Source organism: Pseudomonas sp. TWP3-2 (genome assembly GCF_049897765.1).
GTDB lineage: Bacteria > Pseudomonadota > Gammaproteobacteria > Pseudomonadales > Pseudomonadaceae > Aquipseudomonas.
Window position 1 is genome coordinate 29,696 of sequence record NZ_JAFCWW010000001.1, and the last position, 17,964, is coordinate 47,659.

General features: G+C 59.6%; 15 protein-coding genes. 13 read left to right on the plus strand and 2 right to left on the minus strand.

Going from position 1 to position 17,964, the window contains the following annotated elements; genetic code table 11:
* Window positions 1–48: 48 nt before the first annotated feature.
* From ACP7EE_RS00075 to ACP7EE_RS00125, 11 genes are all read left to right on the plus strand, one after another.
* A complete protein-coding gene (locus ACP7EE_RS00075) occupies window positions 49–1,401 on the plus strand; it encodes a TolC family outer membrane protein (protein WP_426232647.1) in 1,353 nt (450 codons plus the stop codon).
* 33 nt (window positions 1,402–1,434) lie between these two features.
* Window positions 1,435–3,591 (plus strand): type I secretion system permease/ATPase, encoded by a 2,157-nt coding sequence (locus ACP7EE_RS00080; RefSeq protein WP_426232649.1) that lies wholly within the window; start codon window positions 1,435–1,437, stop codon window positions 3,589–3,591.
* Window positions 3,581–4,948: an HlyD family type I secretion periplasmic adaptor subunit gene (locus ACP7EE_RS00085; RefSeq protein ID WP_420651006.1), complete on the plus strand. Its 1,368-nt coding sequence runs from the start codon at window positions 3,581–3,583 to the stop codon at window positions 4,946–4,948. Before ACP7EE_RS00080 ends, ACP7EE_RS00085 begins: the two co-directional genes overlap by 11 nt.
* Window positions 4,949–5,334: 386 nt before the next feature.
* The gene (locus ACP7EE_RS00090) at window positions 5,335–6,231 is read left to right on the plus strand and encodes a TauD/TfdA dioxygenase family protein (protein WP_426232651.1); all 897 of its coding nucleotides are present in this window, start codon (window positions 5,335–5,337) and stop codon (window positions 6,229–6,231) included.
* An 18-nt stretch (window positions 6,232–6,249) separates the two neighbouring features.
* On the plus strand, window positions 6,250–7,275 hold the full coding sequence (locus ACP7EE_RS00095) for an ABC transporter substrate-binding protein (RefSeq protein ID WP_426232653.1): 1,026 nt from the start codon (window positions 6,250–6,252) through the stop codon (window positions 7,273–7,275).
* A 5-nt stretch (window positions 7,276–7,280) separates the two neighbouring features.
* Entirely contained in the window at window positions 7,281–8,144 is an 864-nt protein-coding gene (locus tag ACP7EE_RS00100) for an ABC transporter ATP-binding protein (protein WP_426232655.1), read from the plus strand.
* A 17-nt stretch (window positions 8,145–8,161) separates the two neighbouring features.
* Window positions 8,162–9,028: an ABC transporter permease gene (locus tag ACP7EE_RS00105; protein WP_426232657.1), complete on the plus strand. Its 867-nt coding sequence runs from the start codon at window positions 8,162–8,164 to the stop codon at window positions 9,026–9,028.
* Between the two features lie 58 nt (window positions 9,029–9,086).
* A complete protein-coding gene (locus ACP7EE_RS00110) occupies window positions 9,087–10,004 on the plus strand; it encodes a LysR family transcriptional regulator (protein ID WP_426232659.1) in 918 nt (305 codons plus the stop codon).
* Between the two features lie 109 nt (window positions 10,005–10,113).
* On the plus strand, window positions 10,114–11,649 hold the full coding sequence (locus tag ACP7EE_RS00115; RefSeq protein WP_426232661.1) for an MFS transporter: 1,536 nt from the start codon (window positions 10,114–10,116) through the stop codon (window positions 11,647–11,649).
* 25 nt (window positions 11,650–11,674) lie between these two features.
* Complete coding sequence (locus ACP7EE_RS00120; RefSeq protein WP_426232663.1) at window positions 11,675–12,745, plus strand: HlyD family secretion protein; 1,071 nt, start codon at window positions 11,675–11,677, stop codon at window positions 12,743–12,745.
* On the plus strand, window positions 12,742–14,325 hold the full coding sequence (locus ACP7EE_RS00125) for an efflux transporter outer membrane subunit (protein ID WP_426232665.1): 1,584 nt from the start codon (window positions 12,742–12,744) through the stop codon (window positions 14,323–14,325). The genes ACP7EE_RS00120 and ACP7EE_RS00125 overlap by 4 nt, the downstream gene beginning before the upstream one ends.
* Before the next feature lie 282 nt (window positions 14,326–14,607).
* Here the strand turns inward: ACP7EE_RS00125 and ACP7EE_RS00130 are convergent, their stop codons facing one another.
* Both ACP7EE_RS00130 and ACP7EE_RS00135 read right to left on the minus strand, forming a co-directional pair.
* Entirely contained in the window at window positions 14,608–15,369 is a 762-nt protein-coding gene (locus tag ACP7EE_RS00130) for a slipin family protein (protein ID WP_420651019.1), read from the minus strand.
* On the minus strand, window positions 15,369–15,920 hold the full coding sequence (locus ACP7EE_RS00135; RefSeq protein ID WP_426232667.1) for an NfeD family protein: 552 nt from the start codon (window positions 15,918–15,920) through the stop codon (window positions 15,369–15,371). Before ACP7EE_RS00135 ends, ACP7EE_RS00130 begins: the two co-directional genes overlap by 1 nt.
* A gap of 199 nt (window positions 15,921–16,119) precedes the next feature.
* Between ACP7EE_RS00135 and ACP7EE_RS00140 the strand changes: the two genes are divergently transcribed.
* On the plus strand, window positions 16,120–16,365 hold the full coding sequence (locus tag ACP7EE_RS00140) for a DUF2789 domain-containing protein (protein ID WP_426232669.1): 246 nt from the start codon (window positions 16,120–16,122) through the stop codon (window positions 16,363–16,365).
* Between the two features lie 100 nt (window positions 16,366–16,465).
* Entirely contained in the window at window positions 16,466–17,953 is a 1,488-nt protein-coding gene (locus tag ACP7EE_RS00145) for a Fic family protein (protein ID WP_426202163.1), read from the plus strand.
* Window positions 17,954–17,964: the final 11 nt, after the last annotated feature.

A 17,964-nucleotide genomic window follows, 5' to 3' on the forward strand; every position in this document is an offset into this window, starting at 1 on the left:
CCCTTATTTGCTGTGATTCACGACAAGAAGTTCTGGGAAACATTTACCATGCGTTCGCAACTGTTCAAGGCTCTACCTTTCGTCCTCGCCGCCTCTTTCGTACAAGCACAATCCCTACCAGAAGCCATGCAACAGGCAATGGATGTCCATCCGGAAATCCAGGCCGGGGTCAACAGTCGTTTGGCTGCGGATTATCAGTTAAGAGCGGCCAAAGGTGGATACCTGCCGAAGGTCGATCTGCTCGGCGGTTATGGCCGTGAAGGCACCGACAGCGTCACGACCCGCTCGGGTGGAAACAGCAACCACTGGGAAACTCTGAACCGCAGCGAGTCAAGTTTGCGTCTCTCGCAAATGGTTTTTGACGGTTTTGCGACGTCGAGTGAAGTAGGGCGTCAACAAGCCACCGTTAACTCCCGTGCCTACTCCCTGCTCGGCACCTCCGAGCGCACCGGGCTGACCGTGGCCCAGGTTTACCTCGACGTGCTCACGCGCCGCGAATTCGTGCGTCTGGCCGAGGAAAACCTCAAGAGCCACCAGCGCATTTTCGACCAGATCCAGTTGCGCACCCAGCGCGGTGTCGGCAGCGGCGCTGACCTCGATCAGGCCGAAGCGCGCATGGCCCAGGCACGCAACAACCTGATCACCGAGCAGACTAACCTCGCCGACTCGGAAACCAACTTTCTCAGCGCCGTTGGCCAGATGCCTGACCAACTTGAGCGCCCGGCTCCATTTATGGCGCTGTTGCCTGCCAACCTGAATGAAGCCCGTGCGCAGATGCTGGAAAACAGCCCGATCCTGCGCTCGGCCGAGTCCGATATCGCTGCCGCCGAAAAGCAGTACGCCACCGCCAAATCGACCTTCTACCCACGCTTTGACGCTGAACTGGGCCGCTCTGCCGACAACGACCTCGACGGCCAGAACGGTCACAACAACGAATGGCAGGCCATGCTGCGCATGCGTTTCAACCTGTATTCGGGTGGCAGCAACAAGGCTGATCTGGAATCCAAGTCCTACCTGGCGAATCAGGCGCTGGACATCCGCAACAACGCTTTGCGCCAGTTGAACGAAGAACTCGGTCTGGCCTGGAACGCCTTGAACAACGCCAACGCCCAAGTGCCGATCGCGCAGCAGTACGTCGATCACAGCACCTCGGTGCGTACCGCGTACCAGCGTCAGTTCAGCCTCGGCGAGCGCACCCTGCTGGATTTGCTCGACAGTGAAAACGAACTGTTCACGGCTTCGCGCCGTCTGGCCGAAATCCAGAACATTCAGTTATTTACTCAGTACCGAATCAAGGCGACCATGGGCGAGTTACTCAAAAGCCAGGGAGTGGTCGCGCCGTTGGCATCCGTTGTGCAGAACGACGTGAAGCCCAAGGTTAAACTGCCTGGGATGAATTGAGTTGTCCCTTTTCAACAGTTAAGAGTGCCGAGCGTGGAATCAGAAGTCAGTCGAGTTAATCTCAGTCATGATCCACGCGCGTTGCACGACGATCCTTTACTGGATGGTCTGCTCGCTCTTTGCATGCTGCACCAGAAACCCGCCAGCGCGGCGATGCTCACCACCGGCCTGCCGCTGCCCAAACAACGCCTGAGTGTCGAGCTGCTGCCGCGTGCAGCGGCGCGCGCCGGCCTGCAAGGGCGGGTGCTGCAACGCAAACTGGAAGAGATTCCGGCGATTGCGATGCCGGCACTGTTGCTGCTCAAGGATGGCCGCAGTGCCGTCCTGCTTGGCTGGCAGGGTGAAAACGAAGCGCGGGTGCTGCTCAGCGAAAGCGATGGCGGCGAATCTCTGGTCAGCCGCGAACTGCTGGCCGACGATTACCTCGGCAAAGTGTTCTTCGCCCAGCCGCAGCACAAATTCGACGTCAACCACGGCACGCTGATCCCGCGCGCGCGTTCGTGGTTTCGCGACACCCTCAAGCGTTCGCGCTGGCTGTATGTCGACGCCATCGCCGCAAGTTTCCTGATCAACATCATCGCCATGGCCGCGCCGCTGTTCGTGATGAACGTCTACGACCGCGTGGTACCGAACCAGGCCGAAGCGACTCTGTGGGTGCTGGCGCTGGGCATCACCGGCGCGTACATGTTCGACCTGATCCTCAAGAGCCTGCGCAGTCTGTGCCTGGATCTGGCCGGCAAGAAAACCGACCTGATCATCTCCGCCACGCTGTTCGAACGCATTGTCGGCATGTCGATGAAGTACCGTCCGGCGCGGGTCGGCAGCTTCGCGCAGAACATCCATGAGTTTCAGAGCCTGCGCGACTTCCTCGCTTCGCTGACCCTGACCAGCCTGATCGACCTGCCGTTCACCATCCTGATCTTCATTGTCATCGCGATTCTCGGCGGGCATCTGGTGTGGATCCCGGTGCTGGCGTTCCCGATTGCCCTGCTGATCGGCTACGCGTTGCAGAAACCACTGGTCGCGACCATGGAGCGCACCATGGCGCTCGGCGCCGAGCGTCAGTCGAGCCTGATCGAAACCCTCGCCGGCCTCGATGCAGTCAAGGTCAACAACGCTGAAAGCGAACGCCAATACCAGTGGGAACAAACCATCGGCACCCTCAGCCGCCTCGAGCTGCGAGTGAAAATGCTTTCCGGTCTGGCGATGAACATCACCCTGCTGATCCAGCAACTGGCCGGGGTGATCATGATCGTCTTCGGCGTGTACCAGATCATCGCCGGCAACCTGAGCATGGGCGGTTTGATTGCCTGCTACATGCTCAGCGGCCGTGCGCTCAGCCCGTTGGCGTCGCTGTCCGGTCTGTTGACCCGTTACCAGCAAGCCCGCGTCACCATGACTTCAGTCGACCAGATGATGGAGCTGCCGCAAGAGCGCAACTTCGAAGAACGCCCGCTGAGCCGCAAGGTGCTGCAAGGCGCGATCGAATGCCGACAGCTCAACTTCACTTATCCCGAGCAGCAAAACCCGGCGCTGAAGAACATCAACCTGGTGATCCGTCCCGGCGAGAAGATCGGCATCATCGGCCGCAGCGGCTCGGGCAAAAGCTCTTTGGCCAAACTACTTGTTGGCCTGTATCAGCCAGATGACGGCGCGTTGCTGGTCGATGGTGTGGACATTCGCCAGATCGACGTCAGCGAGTTGCGTTACAACATCGGCTACGTCCCGCAAGACATTCAATTGTTGGCCGGCACTCTGCGCGACAACCTGGTGTCCGGCGCGCGTTACGTCGAAGACGAGCTGGTGCTGCAAGCCGCCGAATTGGCTGGCGTGCACGAATTCGCCCGTCTGCATCCGCAAGGCTACGAGCTGCAAGTCGGCGAGCGCGGGCAGAACCTGTCCGGCGGCCAGCGCCAGAACGTTGCCCTGGCGCGGGCGCTGTTGCTCAATCCGCCGATCCTGTTGATGGATGAGCCGACCAGCGCCATGGACAACACTGGCGAAGAACGCCTCAAACAACGCCTCGCGGCGGTGATTGAAAACAAGACCGTGGTGCTGGTGACGCACCGTGCTTCGCTGCTGTCGCTGGTGGATCGCCTGCTGGTGATCGATCGCGGGCAGATTCTCGCCGACGGCCCGAAAGCCGCCGTGATGGAAGCGTTGAAAAAGGGGCAGATCAGTGTTGCTTAAGTCGGGTTTCAAGGATTCGATCCGTCGCTACTTCAAAGGCTCGGCGTCGTTGCAGGGCCAGCCGCTGCCCGAGGTCAACAAGGCCTTGATCGAAGATGCGCCACGCGTGGTGCGGCTGACGATCTGGGCAATCATCGGTTTCTTCGTGTTTCTGATGCTGTGGGCCAACTTCGCCGTGATCGACGAAGTGACCAAGGGCGACGGCAAGGCGATTCCATCGTCGAAGATCCAAAAAATCCAGAACCTTGAGGGCGGGATTGTATCGGAACTGTTCGTCAAGGAAGGCCAGATCGTCGAGGCCGGCGCACCGTTGATTCGTCTGGACGACACACGTTTCGCCTCCAACGTCGGCGAAACCGAGGCTGATCGACAGTCGATGTTGCTGCGCGTCGAGCGCTTGAGCGCCGAGGTCGATGACCGTCCGCTGAGTTTCCCCGAAGACGTGGTCAAAGCCGTGCCCGGCCAGGCGAAAAGCGAAGAGTCGCTGTACATCAGCCGTCGCCAGCAGTTGCACGACGAGATTGGCGGTTTGCAGGAGCAGTTGATTCAGCGTCAGCAAGAGCTGCGCGAGTTCAGCTCCAAGCAGGCGCAATACCGTCAGCAACTGAGCTTGCAGCGTCAGGAAATCAACATGTCCGAGCCGCTGGTGGCGCAGGGCGCGGTCTCCCCGGTTGAAGTGCTGCGCCTCAAGCGTGCCGAAGTGGAAACCCGTGGTCAGCTCGACGCCACCACGCTGGCAATTCCGCGTGCCGAGTCGGCGATCAAGGAAGTGCAGCGCAAGGTCGACGAGACGCGCGGCAAATTCCGCAGCGAAGCCCTGACTCAACTCAACGAAGCGCGCACCGATCTGAACAAGGCCCAGGCCACCGGCAAAGCGCTGGAAGACCGGGTCAGCCGGACGCTGGTTACCTCGCCAGTACGCGGGATCGTCAACAAGATGCTGGTCAACACCATCGGCGGCGTGATCCAGCCGGGCAGCGACTTGCTGGAAATCGTCCCGCTGGATGACACCTTGCTGGTCGAGGCGAAAATCCGTCCGCAGGACATCGCGTTCCTGCATCCGGGCCAGGAAGCCACGGTGAAATTCACCGCGTATGACTACACGATTTATGGCGGTCTGAAAGCCAAGCTCGAGCAGATCGGCGCCGACACCATCACCGATGAAGACAAGAAAACCACGTACTACATCATCAAGCTGCGTACTGATCGGAGCCACTTGGGGACTGATGAGAAGCCGCTGCTGATCATCCCGGGGATGGTGGCGTCGGTGGACATCATTACCGGCAAGAAGACCGTGCTGAGCTACCTGCTCAAACCGATCATCCGCGCGCGGGCTGAGGCGCTGCACGAGCGCTAGATCTGCATTGGCCTTTCTGGCCTCATCGCTGGCAAGCCAGCTCCCACAGGTTTTTGCGTCGAACACATAATCGTGTTCCACAAGAGAGCCCTGTGGGAGCTGCGGTGCGACGATTCGACTTGCCAGCGATGGCGTCAGTTTGAACACCACATCCCTGTCAGTAAGTGACACAAATAGTCACTCACCATCCAGTCCATACCTAAGCAATTGCCATATCGTTATTCGTTAACAGTATTTAAAAACCACTTCTTATATCTATAAAGTCATTTCCCTGCGTACCTGCCGACCAATCGGCGCGCCGCACGACACGAACCAACACGCAATCCAGCGTGAGTTTCTGATCGACGTGCGCGCCTTTGAGCGTGCCGTGCGTGGGAGATTGATTGATGTCCGCAGCTACTGCTACCCCAAGCGCCGCGACCCTCGCGCCGCAAATCTTCGAGATTCGCCCGTTCAACGGCGCGGTCGGCGCCGAAATCATCGGCCTCGACCTGACCCGTCCGGTCAACGACCAGGACTTCGCGCGCATTCATCGTGCGCACCTCGATCATCATGTCGTGGTGTTCCGCGATCAGCGCATCACCCCGCAGCAACAAATCGATTTCAGCCGCCGTTTCGGTGTGTTGCAGATCCATGTGCTCAAGCAGTTCTTGTTGGCCGATCACCCGGAAATCCTCATCGTTTCCAACATCGTCGAGAACGGCCAGAACATCGGCCTCGGCGACGCCGGCAAATTCTGGCACTCCGACCTTTCCTATAAAGAGCTGCCGAGCCTCGGCTCGATGCTGCACGCGCAAGAGTTGCCGTCCGAGGGTGGCGACACGCTGTTCGCCGACATGCACAAAGCCTGGGACAACCTGCCAGAAGCGCTGCGCAAAGCCGTCGAAGGTCGCTCGGCTGCGCACTCCTACACCGCGCGCTACAGCGAAACAAAATTCGAAGGCAACTGGCGCCCGACCCTGACCCCGGAGCAACTGGCGCAGGTCGCGGAAGTGGTGCATCCGATCGTTCGCACTCATCCGGAAAACGGCCGCAAGGCGTTGTTCGTCAGCGAAGGTTTCACCACGCGCATCGTCGGTCTGCCGGAGGACGAAAGTCAGCAACTACTCGCCGAGCTCTACGCCCACAGCGTGCTGCCGCAAAACATCTATCGCCATCAATGGCAGCCGCACGACCTGGTGTTCTGGGACAACCGCTCGCTGATTCACCTTGCCGCCGGCTGCCCCGCGCACCTGCGCCGCAAGCTGTATCGCACGACCATTCAGGGCGACGCGCCTTTCTGATTTGCCGGAGATTCGATCATGTCCAAACGTCTTCCATTCGCACCACTGGCGGCTGCCATCGGCCTCGGTTTCAGCCTGATTGCCAGCAGCCTGGTCGCGCCGTCCGTGGCTCATGCCGAAGGTGAAATCCGTATTGCCGAGCAGTTCGGCATTGTTTATCTGTTGCTCAACGTGGTGCGTGATCAAGGACTGATCGAGAAGTACGGCAAGCAGGAAGGCCTCGACATCAAGGTTGACTGGACTCAGCTGTCGGGTGGCGCGGCGGTCAACGATGCGTTGCTCTCCGGTTCGATCGATATAGCCGGCGCCGGGGTCGGCCCGCTGCTGACGATCTGGGATCGCACCCACGGCAAGCAGAACGTCAAAGCCGTGGCCTCGCTGGGCAACTTCCCTTACTACCTGGTGAGCAACAATCCCAAGGTCAAAACCATTGCCGACTTCACCGAGAAAGACCGGATTGCGCTGCCGGCGGTCGGGGTGTCGGTGCAGTCGCGCTTCCTGCAATACGCGGCGGCCAAGCAGTGGGGTGACAAGGAATTCAATCGCCTCGACAAATACACCATCGCGCTGCCACACCCGGACGCCACCGCCGCTTTGATCGCTGGCGGCACCGAATTGACCGGGCATTTCTCCAATCCGCCGTTCCAGGATCAGGCGCTGGAAAACCCCAATGTACATGTGGTGCTGAATACCTATGACCTGCTCGGGCCGAACTCGCCGACGGTGCTGTTCGCTACCGAGAAATTCCGCGACGAGAACCCGAAAACCTACAAAGCATTCGTTGAAGCGCTGACCGAAGCTGCGCAATTTGCGCAGAACGATAAAGGCGCCGCAGCGGATACTTACATCCGCGTGACCAAAGCCAAGATCGACCGTGCCGCGTTGCTGAAAATCATCGACAACCCGCAGTTCGAATTCAGCGTCACGCCGAAAAACACTTATCCACTGGCCGAATTTCTCTACCGCATCGGCGCGATCAAAAACAAACCTGAATCGTGGAAGGACTACTTCTTCCAGGACGCCAAACCGCTGCAAGGGAGCTGACCGCGATGAACGCTCCTTTGCCAGGCCACGCGGCCAGCGACCCGATCGCCACGGCGCAGGCGCTGTTGGCGGTTGATCACGTCAGTCTGGAATACCGCACGCCGCAACGCGTGGTGCGCGCTACGCATCAGGTCAGTTTCGATGTCGATCAGCAGGATCGCTTCGTGCTGCTCGGGCCGTCCGGTTGTGGCAAGTCCACCTTGCTCAAAGCTGTCGCCGGGTTCATCGCACCGTGCGAGGGCGAGATCCGTCTGCAGGGCCAGCGCGTCGACGCGCCGGGGCCGGACCGGATCGTGGTGTTTCAGGAATTCGATCAACTGCCACCATGGAAAACCGTCAAACAGAACGTAATGTTTCCGCTGCTCGCTTCGCGCACCTTGAACAAAAAAGAAGCCGAAGAGCGTGCGCTGCATTACCTGGAAAAAGTCGGGCTGGCGGCATTCGCCGACGCCTATCCGCACACCTTGTCCGGCGGCATGAAAGCGCGGGTGGCCATCGCGCGAGCGTTGGCCATGCAGCCAAAAATCCTGCTGATGGACGAGCCGTTCGCCGCGCTGGATGCGCTGACCCGACGCAAGATGCAGGAAGAGTTGCTGCTGCTGCTCTGGGAAGAGGTGCGCTTCACCCTGTTGTTCGTCACGCATTCGATTGAAGAGGCGCTGGTAGTCGGCAATCGCATCTTGTTGCTGTCGCCGCATCCGGGCCGGGTCAAGGCCGAAGTGCACAGCCATCAATACGATTTGCAAAGCCTTGGCGGTCTGGCTTTTCAGGAATCGGCGCGGCGTATTCATCGCTTGTTGTTCGACGAAGGTGAGGCGCGGGAAGCCGAGCGTGAACTGGATTTCAGCGACATTCGCATTGCTTATTGAGCCTGGAGGATTGCCCGATGAGCCATTCATCATCTGTGCGTGAAGAGTTTGAAGTTGATCTGCAGCCGCTGACCAGTGTGCCGGTGGAGCGCGAGTTGCCGCTGCGCCAACGCTTGTGGCAACAGGGTTGGTTGCGCAAAAGTCTCATCCTGATGTTGCTCGCCGTGCTCTGGGAAGTGATTGCCCGGGTGCAGAACAACGATTTGCTGCTACCGAGTTTTATTCAGACAAGCCATGCGCTGTATGACGGCCTGCTCAGTGGCGAATTGCTGGGCAAGGTGTGGATTTCGCTGGTGGTGCTGCTCAAGGGTTACTTGATCGGCATCGTGCTGGCGTTTGCCCTGACGACGCTGGCGGTTTCGACCCAGTTTGGCCGCGATCTGCTCAGCACGCTGACGTCGATGTTCAACCCGCTGCCGGCGATTGCCCTGCTGCCGTTGGCGTTGCTGTGGTTCGGACTCGGGCAGAACAGCCTGATTTTCGTGCTGGTGCATTCGGTGCTGTGGGCGCTGGCGTTGAATACCTACGCGGGTTTTCTCGGCGTCTCGGAAACCTTGCGCATGGCGGGACGTAACTACGGCTTGAAGGGCATGCGCTTTGTGCTGTTCATCCTGATCCCGGCAGCGCTGCCATCGATTCTGGCCGGGTTGAAGATCGGCTGGGCGTTTGCCTGGCGCACCTTGATTGCAGCCGAGTTGGTGTTCGGCGCGACCAGCGGCAAGGGCGGGCTGGGCTGGTACATCTTCCAGAATCGCAATGAGCTGTACACCGATAAAGTGTTTGCCGGGTTGGCCGTCGTGATCCTGATTGGTTTACTAGTGGAAAATCTGGTGTTCGACACCCTTGAGCGAGTCACCGTGAAACGTTGGGGCATGCAGCGCTGATGGTTTGATCTGCTAGCATTGCGTACAGATTAATCCTGATCGGCGATGAGTGCTCAAAATGCAACTCCCGGACATGAACCTGTTGGTCGCCCTCGACGCCTTGCTCGACGAGGGCAGCGTGATCGGCGCAGCGCGGCGCATGAATCTCAGCCCGGCGGCCATGAGTCGCACGCTGACGCGAATCCGCGAAGCCATCGGCGATCCGATCCTGGTGCGCGCCGGCCGCGGCTTGGTGCCAACCCCGAAAGCGCTGGAGTTGCGTGAGCAAGTGCGCGATCTGGTTGAGCAAGCCGCGCTGTTGTTCCGCTCGGCCGATGCCGTGGAGTTGGGCACTTTGCGTCGGCGGTTCAGCATTCGAGCCAACGATTTCTTCGTTGGCGTTTACGGCGGCAAACTGTTCGCCACCCTTGAGCGACAAGCCCCGCACTGCGAATTGCGCTTCGTCCCGGAAGGCGATGGTGACGACGAGGCATTGCGCGAAGGGCGAATCGACCTGAACGTCAGCAATACTCGACCGGTGATGCCGGAGGTGAAGGTGCAAAACCTGTTCGCCACGCACTTCGTCGGTTTGGTGCGCGAGGATCACCCATTGCTCAATGGCGAAATCACCGCCGAACGTTACGCCGGGTATTCCCACATCAGCATGTCGCGCCGAGGCATCGCGCGTGGCCCGATCGACACGGCGCTGAACGCTTTGGGTCTGGAGCGCCGAGTGGCCGTCATCGCGCCGAGTTTTCATGCGGCGATGTTCGCCCTTCCAGATTCCGACCTGATCCTGCCGGTGCCAAAGGAGGCGTTGCTGAGTGTGCGTCGACTCGGACTGAAGCTGCGTTCGTTCGACTTGCCGATTCCTCTGCCGACCCTGATGCTTACCCAAGCCTGGCATCCGCGCTTCGACAAAGACCCGGCACACCGCTGGCTGCGCGAAACCCTCAAGAGTTGCTGCGATGAAACCTGGCTGGAAGCACAGCCCTGATCTCAACAATTGCGTCTGACGCACTTATAAACTTCCAATAAGTCAATTTTCGTCAGCAATAAGCCTTACTAAAATGCTCCGGTATTTTCATTCCGGAGTTTGCTTCCCCATGACATCCCTGACGGTCACGGCGCCGCTTGCCGCTGCCGCTCCGGCGAAAGCGGCCGCGCCGCCAGTATTCGGCGCGCGGATCATCATCGGTCTGGTCGGCGTGCTGTTGGTGGTGTTGGTCTCGGGCCTCAACGAGGCGGTGACCAAGATTGCCTTGGCCGACATTCGCGGCGCGCTGAGCATCGGGTACGACGACGGCACCTGGCTGGTCGCCAGCTACACCGCGACTTCGGTGGCGGCGATGGCTTTTGCACCTTGGTGCTCAGTGACCTTCTCGCTACGGCGTTTCACCCTGTGCGCCATCGCCGCATTCACCGTGCTCGGCGTGCTCTGCCCGTTCGCGCCGAACTACGAAAGCCTGTTGCTGATGCGCACCCTGCAAGGCTTGGCCGGCGGCGCGTTGCCGCCGATGCTGATGACCGTGGCCCTGCGTTTTCTACCGGCCAACGTCAAACTTTACGGACTGGCCGGCTACGCCCTGACCGCAACTTTCGGCCCCGGCCTCGGCACGCCGCTGGCCGGGATGTGGACCGAATACGTCGGCTGGCAGTGGACGTTCTGGCAAATCATCGCGCCGTGCCTGATCGGCGCGGCGATGGTCGCCTACGGCCTCCCGCAGGATCCGCTGCGCCTGGAGCGCTTCAAGGCATTCAACTGGAAGGGCTTGCTGCTGGGCTTCCCGGCAATCTGCATGCAGGTGATCGGCATCTTGCAGGGCAATCGGCTGGACTGGTTTCAATCGGATCTGATCTGCGGCTTGCTCGGCGCAGGGTCGTTGTTGCTGGTGGCGTTTCTGATCAATGAATGGTCGCAGCCGATTCCATTCTTCAAGTTGCAGATGCTCGGCATTCGTAATCTGTCGTTCTCGCTGATGACGCTAGCGGGAGTGTTGGTGGTGCTGTCGGCGGTGGTGGTGATTCCGTCGAGTTATCTGGCGCAAGTGCAGGGTTATCGCCCGGTGCAGACCGCGCCGATCATGCTGCTGGCGGCATTGCCGCAGCTGATCGCGCTGCCGCTGGTGGCGGCGCTGTGCAACTTGCGCTGGATCGATTGCCGCTGGGTGCTCGGGATCGGTTTGAGCATGCTCGCGTTGTCGTGCCTCGGCGGTTCGCAAATTACCTCGGTATGGATTCGCGACAATTTCTATGTCCTGCAATGGCTGCAGATTTTCGGTCAGCCGATGTCGGTGCTGCCGCTATTGATGCTCGCCACCGGCAGCATCTCGCCGATGGAAGGGCCGTTCGCCTCGGCGTGGTTCAACACTATCAGAGGCATGGCGGCCGTGATCGCCACCGGGGTAATCGAGACGCTGACCACGGCGCGTGTGCATTTCCATTCGACGATGCTGGTCGATCGTCTTGGCAACTCGCCGCTGGCCGCGCAAGACGCCGGCCTCGCCCATCGCTTGCACGAACAAGCCGTGGTGCTGACTTCTTCGGATCTCTACTTGTGCATGAGCGGCGTCGCGGTGGCGCTGATTCTGCTGATTTTCTGGCTGCCGACGCGGATGTTCCCGCCGCGCGCGCCGACTTGATTGCTTCACGAAACAGAAGGTTTTTATGACGACTCAAGCAAAGCAAAAAATCGCCGTCGCCGTGGCGGCTGCACTGGCTGTCGGCGTGTTGCTGTACCTGGCGGTGCCGGGTCTGTTCGGCAAACGCACGCAGCAGAACACCAACGACGCCTATGTTTCCGCTGACTTCACGTTGGTGGTGCCGCGTGTGTCGGGCTTCATCAAAGAAGTGCTGGTGGAGGACAACGAGCAAGTGAAGGCGGGACAGTTACTCGCACTGATCGATGATCGCGATCTGCGCGCCGCCGCCGAGGCGGCCGATGCGCAAACCCTGGTCGCTCGCGCCCAATTGCAAAACGCCAAAGCGACGCTGGAGCGCCAGACCTCGGTGATTGCCCAGGAGCAGGCTGCGGTGGTTTCGGCCAAGGCTGAAATGGCTTTTGCTCAGCAAGAACTCAATCGCTACAACCACCTCGCGGGCGTTGGTGCCGGTACGGTGCAGAACGCGCAACAGGCGCGTACGCGGATCGATCAGGCCAGCGCCAAGCTCGACACCGCCACCGCGAAACTTGCGGCGGAACGTAAGCAGGTCGACATTCTCAGCGCCCAGCGCGATGCAGCCGAAGGTGGCTTGAAGCACGCGCAAGCAGCGCTGGAGATCGCCAGTTTCGAGCTGTCCTACACGCGCATCACCGCACCGCAGAACGGCATGGTCGGCGAGCGCGCCGTGCGCGTCGGCGCTTATGTGACGCCGGGCAGCAAACTGCTGGCGGTGGTGCCGCTGAAGCAGGCTTATGTGGTCGCAAACTTTCAGGAAACCCAACTGACTGATGTGCAGCCGGGGCAGGACGTGCAGATTCGCGTCGACAGCCTTGGCGGTGAAGTGCTTACCGGCCGTGTCGAAAGTATCGCCCCGGCTACCGGTGTGACCTTCGCAGCGGTGAAACCGGATAACGCTACCGGCAACTTCACCAAAGTCGTGCAGCGGCTTCCGGTGAAAATTTTGCTCGAGCCGGGTCAGCCATTGGCTGAACGCCTGCGCGTGGGGATGTCGGTGGAGGCGAGCATTGATACCAAGAGCTCGGCGACCTCGGTGCGCGAGGTGACGCAGCGATGATTTTTGCTGAATCGACTGACGCCATCGCTGGCAAGCCAGCTCCCACAGGAGTTGTGCAGGCTGTCCAAAGTCTCGATTGCAAACAGAGTCCCCTGTGGGAGCTGGCTTGCCAGCGATTGGGCCAGTGGCAGCGACTCACCCTGAGTGCCTTGCTTGCTGTGGGCCTCACCGCTTGCACCGTCGGCCCGGACTTCGAGAAACCCGCAACCACGCAAATCAGCGAATGGGCAAAACCGGCCAAAAGCGCTCCGAGCCAGGCGGTCAGCGAGCCGATGAACGAACGTTGGTGGGAGGTGTTCAAGGACCCACAATTGTCAGCCCTGACCCAGCGCGCGTTGAGCAGCAACCTCGACCTCAAACGCGCCAGCAGTCGCCTGCAACAAAGCCGCGCCGCACGCCAGGTGATCACCGCCGAGCGTTACCCCAATTCCGCGGCTACCGGCAGTTATGGCCGCAAACGCAACAGCGGCAAAGGCTTGAACGATCCGTCCGGGCACGACGGCGATTCCGCGTTCAATCTGTGGGATGCCGGTTTTTCCGCTTCGTGGGAGCTGGATTTCTGGGGCCGCGTACGCCGCGAAACCGAAGCCGCCGACGCTAATCTGGAAGTCGCGGAAAACGACCGTCGTGGGGTGTTGCTGGCAGTGCTTGCCGATACCGCGCAGAACTACATCCAGCTGCGTGGCGTGCAGAACACTCGCGCGGTGACCGAGCAGAATCTCGACGTCGCCCGGCACAGTCTGAAACTCTCGCAACTGCGCCTGAACGATGGCGTCGCGACCGATCTCGACGTCGCCGAAGCCGCCGCGCAAGTCGCCGCCATCGAATCGCGCCTGCCGGCGCTGGAGCAACGCCAGTCGCAACTGATCAACGCGATCAGCCTGTTGATGGGCGAGCCGCCGCAAGCCTTGGCCAAACAGTTATCCACAGACGCCCCGGTACCGCAGTCGCCACCCCAGGTCGCCATCGGGTTGCCGTCGCAACTGGCCGAACGTCGTCCGGATATCCGCCAGGCCGAAGCCGCGCTGCACGCCGCCACGGCCAACATCGGCGTGGCCAAGGGTGATTTCTATCCGCGCATCACCCTGTCCGGCAACCTGAGTTCGCAAGCCATGCAGCTCAGCGATTTCGGTTCATGGGGTTCGCGCGCTTTCGGCATCGGCCCGCAATTCAGCCTGCCGCTGTTCGACGGCGGTCGCCTGCGCGGCGTGCTGCAACTGCGTGAAGCTCAGCAGCAGGACGCAGCCATTGCCTATCAGCAAACCGTGCTGCGCGCCTGGCACGAGATCGACGATCAACTGACCGCCTACAACGCCAGCCAGCGCCGCCGCGACAGCCTCGCCGAAGCCGTGCGCCAGAACCAGATCGCCCTGCGCACCGCGCAACAGCAGTACGTCGAAGGCGTGGTCGACTTCGTCAACGTCCTCACCGTACAGAGCGCACTACTCGCCACCCAGGAACAGTGGGTGGAAAGTTCGACTGGCGTATCGCTGGCAATGGTCGGGTTGTATCGAGCGTTGGGTGGGGGTTGGGAGTCGGTGTATCCGGTGGATGCACCTGCTACCAATAATCCGGTTTGATCGCTGGTTTCTTGTGAGTTGGAACGCCCGCAGGTTGAGCCATTTATAGGGCGTCCCTGCGAGCAGCCCATAGAACATGTTGTAGCCATCAAAAAAAAAGCGGTGCGCACAAAAATCATTCCTCAGAAACGAAAAAACCGGCCTAAGCCGGTTTCTTCTTCCCCAACTGCCAGCGAACTGAATCGCTACGTACGGGGCTGAGTAAGGCAATCCTAGATTGAGTGCGTCTCGCAGGTCAACCTTCGTTTGATCGTCGCTTCACTCGGCTGGTATTCCTCCAGCTCAAGATTTCGCCGACAAATCCGCCATCCCCTTGAGCAACTCGATCGGCAGCGGAAAGACAATCGTCGAACTCTTGTCGCCGGCAATCGAACTCAACGTCTGCATGTAGCGCAACTGCATGGCACCAGGCTGACGGCCGAGCATTTCGGCGGCCTGCATGAGTTTTTCCGAGGCCTGCAGTTCACCTTCGGCGTGAATCACCTTGGCCCGCCGTTCGCGTTCGGCTTCGGCCTGTTTGGCGATGGCGCGCACCATCGATTCGTTGAGATCGACATGCTTGATTTCGACGTTGGCGACCTTGATACCCCAGACATCAGTCTGTGCGTCGAGCACCTGCTGGATATCGATGTTCAGGCGTTCGCGTTCGGCGAGCAATTCGTCCAGTTCGTGTTTGCCGAGCACCGCACGCAGGGTGGTCTGGGCCAACTGGCTGGTGGCCATGAGAAAGTCTTCGACTTGAATAATCGCCTTCTGCGGGTCGAGCACGCGGAAGTACAGCACTGCGTTGACCTTGACCGAGACGTTATCGCGAGTGATCACGTCCTGCGGCGGTACATCGAGAACGATGGTGCGCAAGTCGACCCGAACCATTTGCTGCACCACCGGAATCAGCAAGATCAACCCCGGCCCCTTCACCTGCCAGAAGCGTCCGAGCTGGAACACCACGCCACGCTCGTATTCGCGCAGGATGCGGAACGTCGCGCCGGCGAGGGCGATCAGCAACAGCAGCAGTGCGACAAAACCGATTTGCAGACCCATGATCACTCTCCGTGCGGTGCCGCGTCAGTCGCGGCCACTTGCAGCAACAAGCCTTTGCGACTCACCACGCGCACCGGTTGCCCTGTGTGTAGCGGGGTGGCGCTCAACACTTGCCAGCGTTCTCCTTGCAATTGCACCCAGCCGTTGCACGCATCGTCGGCCTGCACGGTGGTGATCGGCGTGACGCTGCCGAGCAGCCCGGAATCGCCACTGACGGTTTCGCGCGGTCGGGTTTTCAGCGCGCGAATCACCAGCGCGATCAACAGCAATGCGCTGATCAAACCGAGGCCGATCATCATCGGCACCGGCAACTCGGCGTTACCCAGAATCAACGCGCCAATCACGAACATGATGATGCCGCCGAGGCCGATCACTCCGTAGTTCGGTAGCGCGGCTTCGGCGATCAAAAACGCGATGCCCAGCGTGATCAGCCACAGACCGACCGGGCTGACCGCTGGCAACGGGGTATCCGCAGCGAGGGCCGATCCGCTCAGCAGGATGAAAAACAGCAACGCACAGCTACGGGTGTTCACGCGACCCTCCGCGAGATTCATGGAGTTGTTCCTCCAGTCTAGTTGAGCGCGCCGCTGTATGAATTTTGATCAGTTGTTGAGCGCCGCCAGTGGGCGGAATTGCCTGCGCGGCTGGCCTGCGGGTCTAGACTTTCAGCCACAGTCACCTCAATCCCCTGTGGGAGCGTGGCTTGCCCGCGAAAAATCTCTCAGTCACCGCGCATTCCACAGGAGACCGCAAATGGAAGACCCAACCCACAGCCTCCCATCGCTATTCAAACAACTCGGCCTGCCCAACGACCCGATCAGCATCGACCAATTCATCGCCACCCATTCGCCGCTGAAGCCCGAACTGCACTTGTCGGACGCATTCTTCTGGACCCAGAGCCAGGCGGATTTCTTGCGCGATGAAATTCTCGAGGATGCGGATTGGGCGGAGGTGGTGGATCAGTTGGATGTGATGTTGAGGAAGGGTAGGAATGTGTAAAAAAAACTGTCGGAAAAGTCTGAAATGTAAAAAAAACATAGGCCGGGTAAAAAAAACTGGGCTTTAATCGCTGCAGTGAATTTTTACTATGGATATAGCCATGCCGACGGTTGGATATGCGTACCTGAAAGACGCTCTTAGTCTCAAAGCATTTGCGCCCAAGCGCACTGCAATGATTAAGCCCGTTACGCGCATCACTTTGATCGGCGATTGCCTGGCGGTCCCGCAGGCGGTGGCACCTGCCCAAGGCTCCACACTGGAACACATCCTGTTCGCGCTTAAACATGAAGGCATCAATTTGAGCATTCTTGCTCAGGCGCTTGAGACCCTGGAGGCTGAGGCGCTGATCGCTGAGCTGGCGAAATCGCCAAATGGAGTGTTTATACGAAAAGCGTGCTTTCTATGGGAAAGCTTTACCGGCAGGCAATTGGAATACTCCGTGCCGGTTCGGGGAAGTGTGGTTGCCCTATTCGATCCTCAACGCTACGTCACTGGACCTGCGATACGTAACAGCCGCTGGCGAGTCGCTTTCAATGGCTTGGGTTCATTGCAGTATTGCGCCACCGTCGAGCGAACCGAGGAACTGCAAGCCCTGCTCGATCTCGACATCATTGATCGAGCGCAGGCGTTCATGGCAACGCTGCCGCCAGAAATGATGGATCGCGCAATCAATTGGGCCTATTTGCACGAAACCCGTGACTCGTTTGCCATAGAAAAAGAAGAGCCTAGCGAAGAGAAATCACGCCGGTTCGTTCGGTTGCTGCGCCAGGCTCATGAGCGGACAGAGTTGAGCGAAGACTATCTGGTCGAACTGCAGAACAGCACCGTTTCAAATCCTTTCGATAAAGCGGTGTTGTTCCGTCACGAGCAAAACCATCTGCATAACGGTTTGAGAGGAGCGGCGGGGGTTAGCTATGTCCCGCCTGCGCCGGACTTGTGTCGTGAATTGATGGAGGAGCTGATGGGCTTCGCCAATCGCAAGGCGCAGCAGGTCGATCCGCTGGTTGCGGCTGCTGTTGTGGCTTTCGGTTTCGTCTTTCTTCATCCGTTTATGGACGGTAATGGCCGACTTTCACGCTTCCTGATTCACCAGACGCTGTGTCATTCCGGGGCACTGCAAAATGGTTTGCTGCTACCCGTCTCGGTAGCGATGAAGCATGAGGAACCAAGCTATCTGCAAGCGTTGAAAGGTTTTTCAACACCTGCACGCGATTTCTGGAACGTCACCTGGCTGGATGCGGACCAGATGGCGTTCGAATTTGTCGGGCACCCGTCGATGTACCGCTACTGGGATGCAACTGAATGCGCCGAATTCACACTGCGCATGGCCCGTCGCGCGCTCGAAGTAGAACTACTCGAAGAAACCAGGTTTCTGGAGCGCTACGACCATGTGGTCAAAGCGGTGAACGAGCGCTTTGACGTCCGGGGGAGTGACCTGTCGAAACTGGTGATGATGTGCCTGGATAATGACGGCAAGGTCTCCAAGAACCGGCGCAAACAGTTTCAGTACAGTGTGGCGGAGGACGTTTTTGAGTTCATCGAACAGGTTGCTGCTCCATTCTGGTCTGAGTCGGAGAAGCTGAGCTGATCGGCACAGCG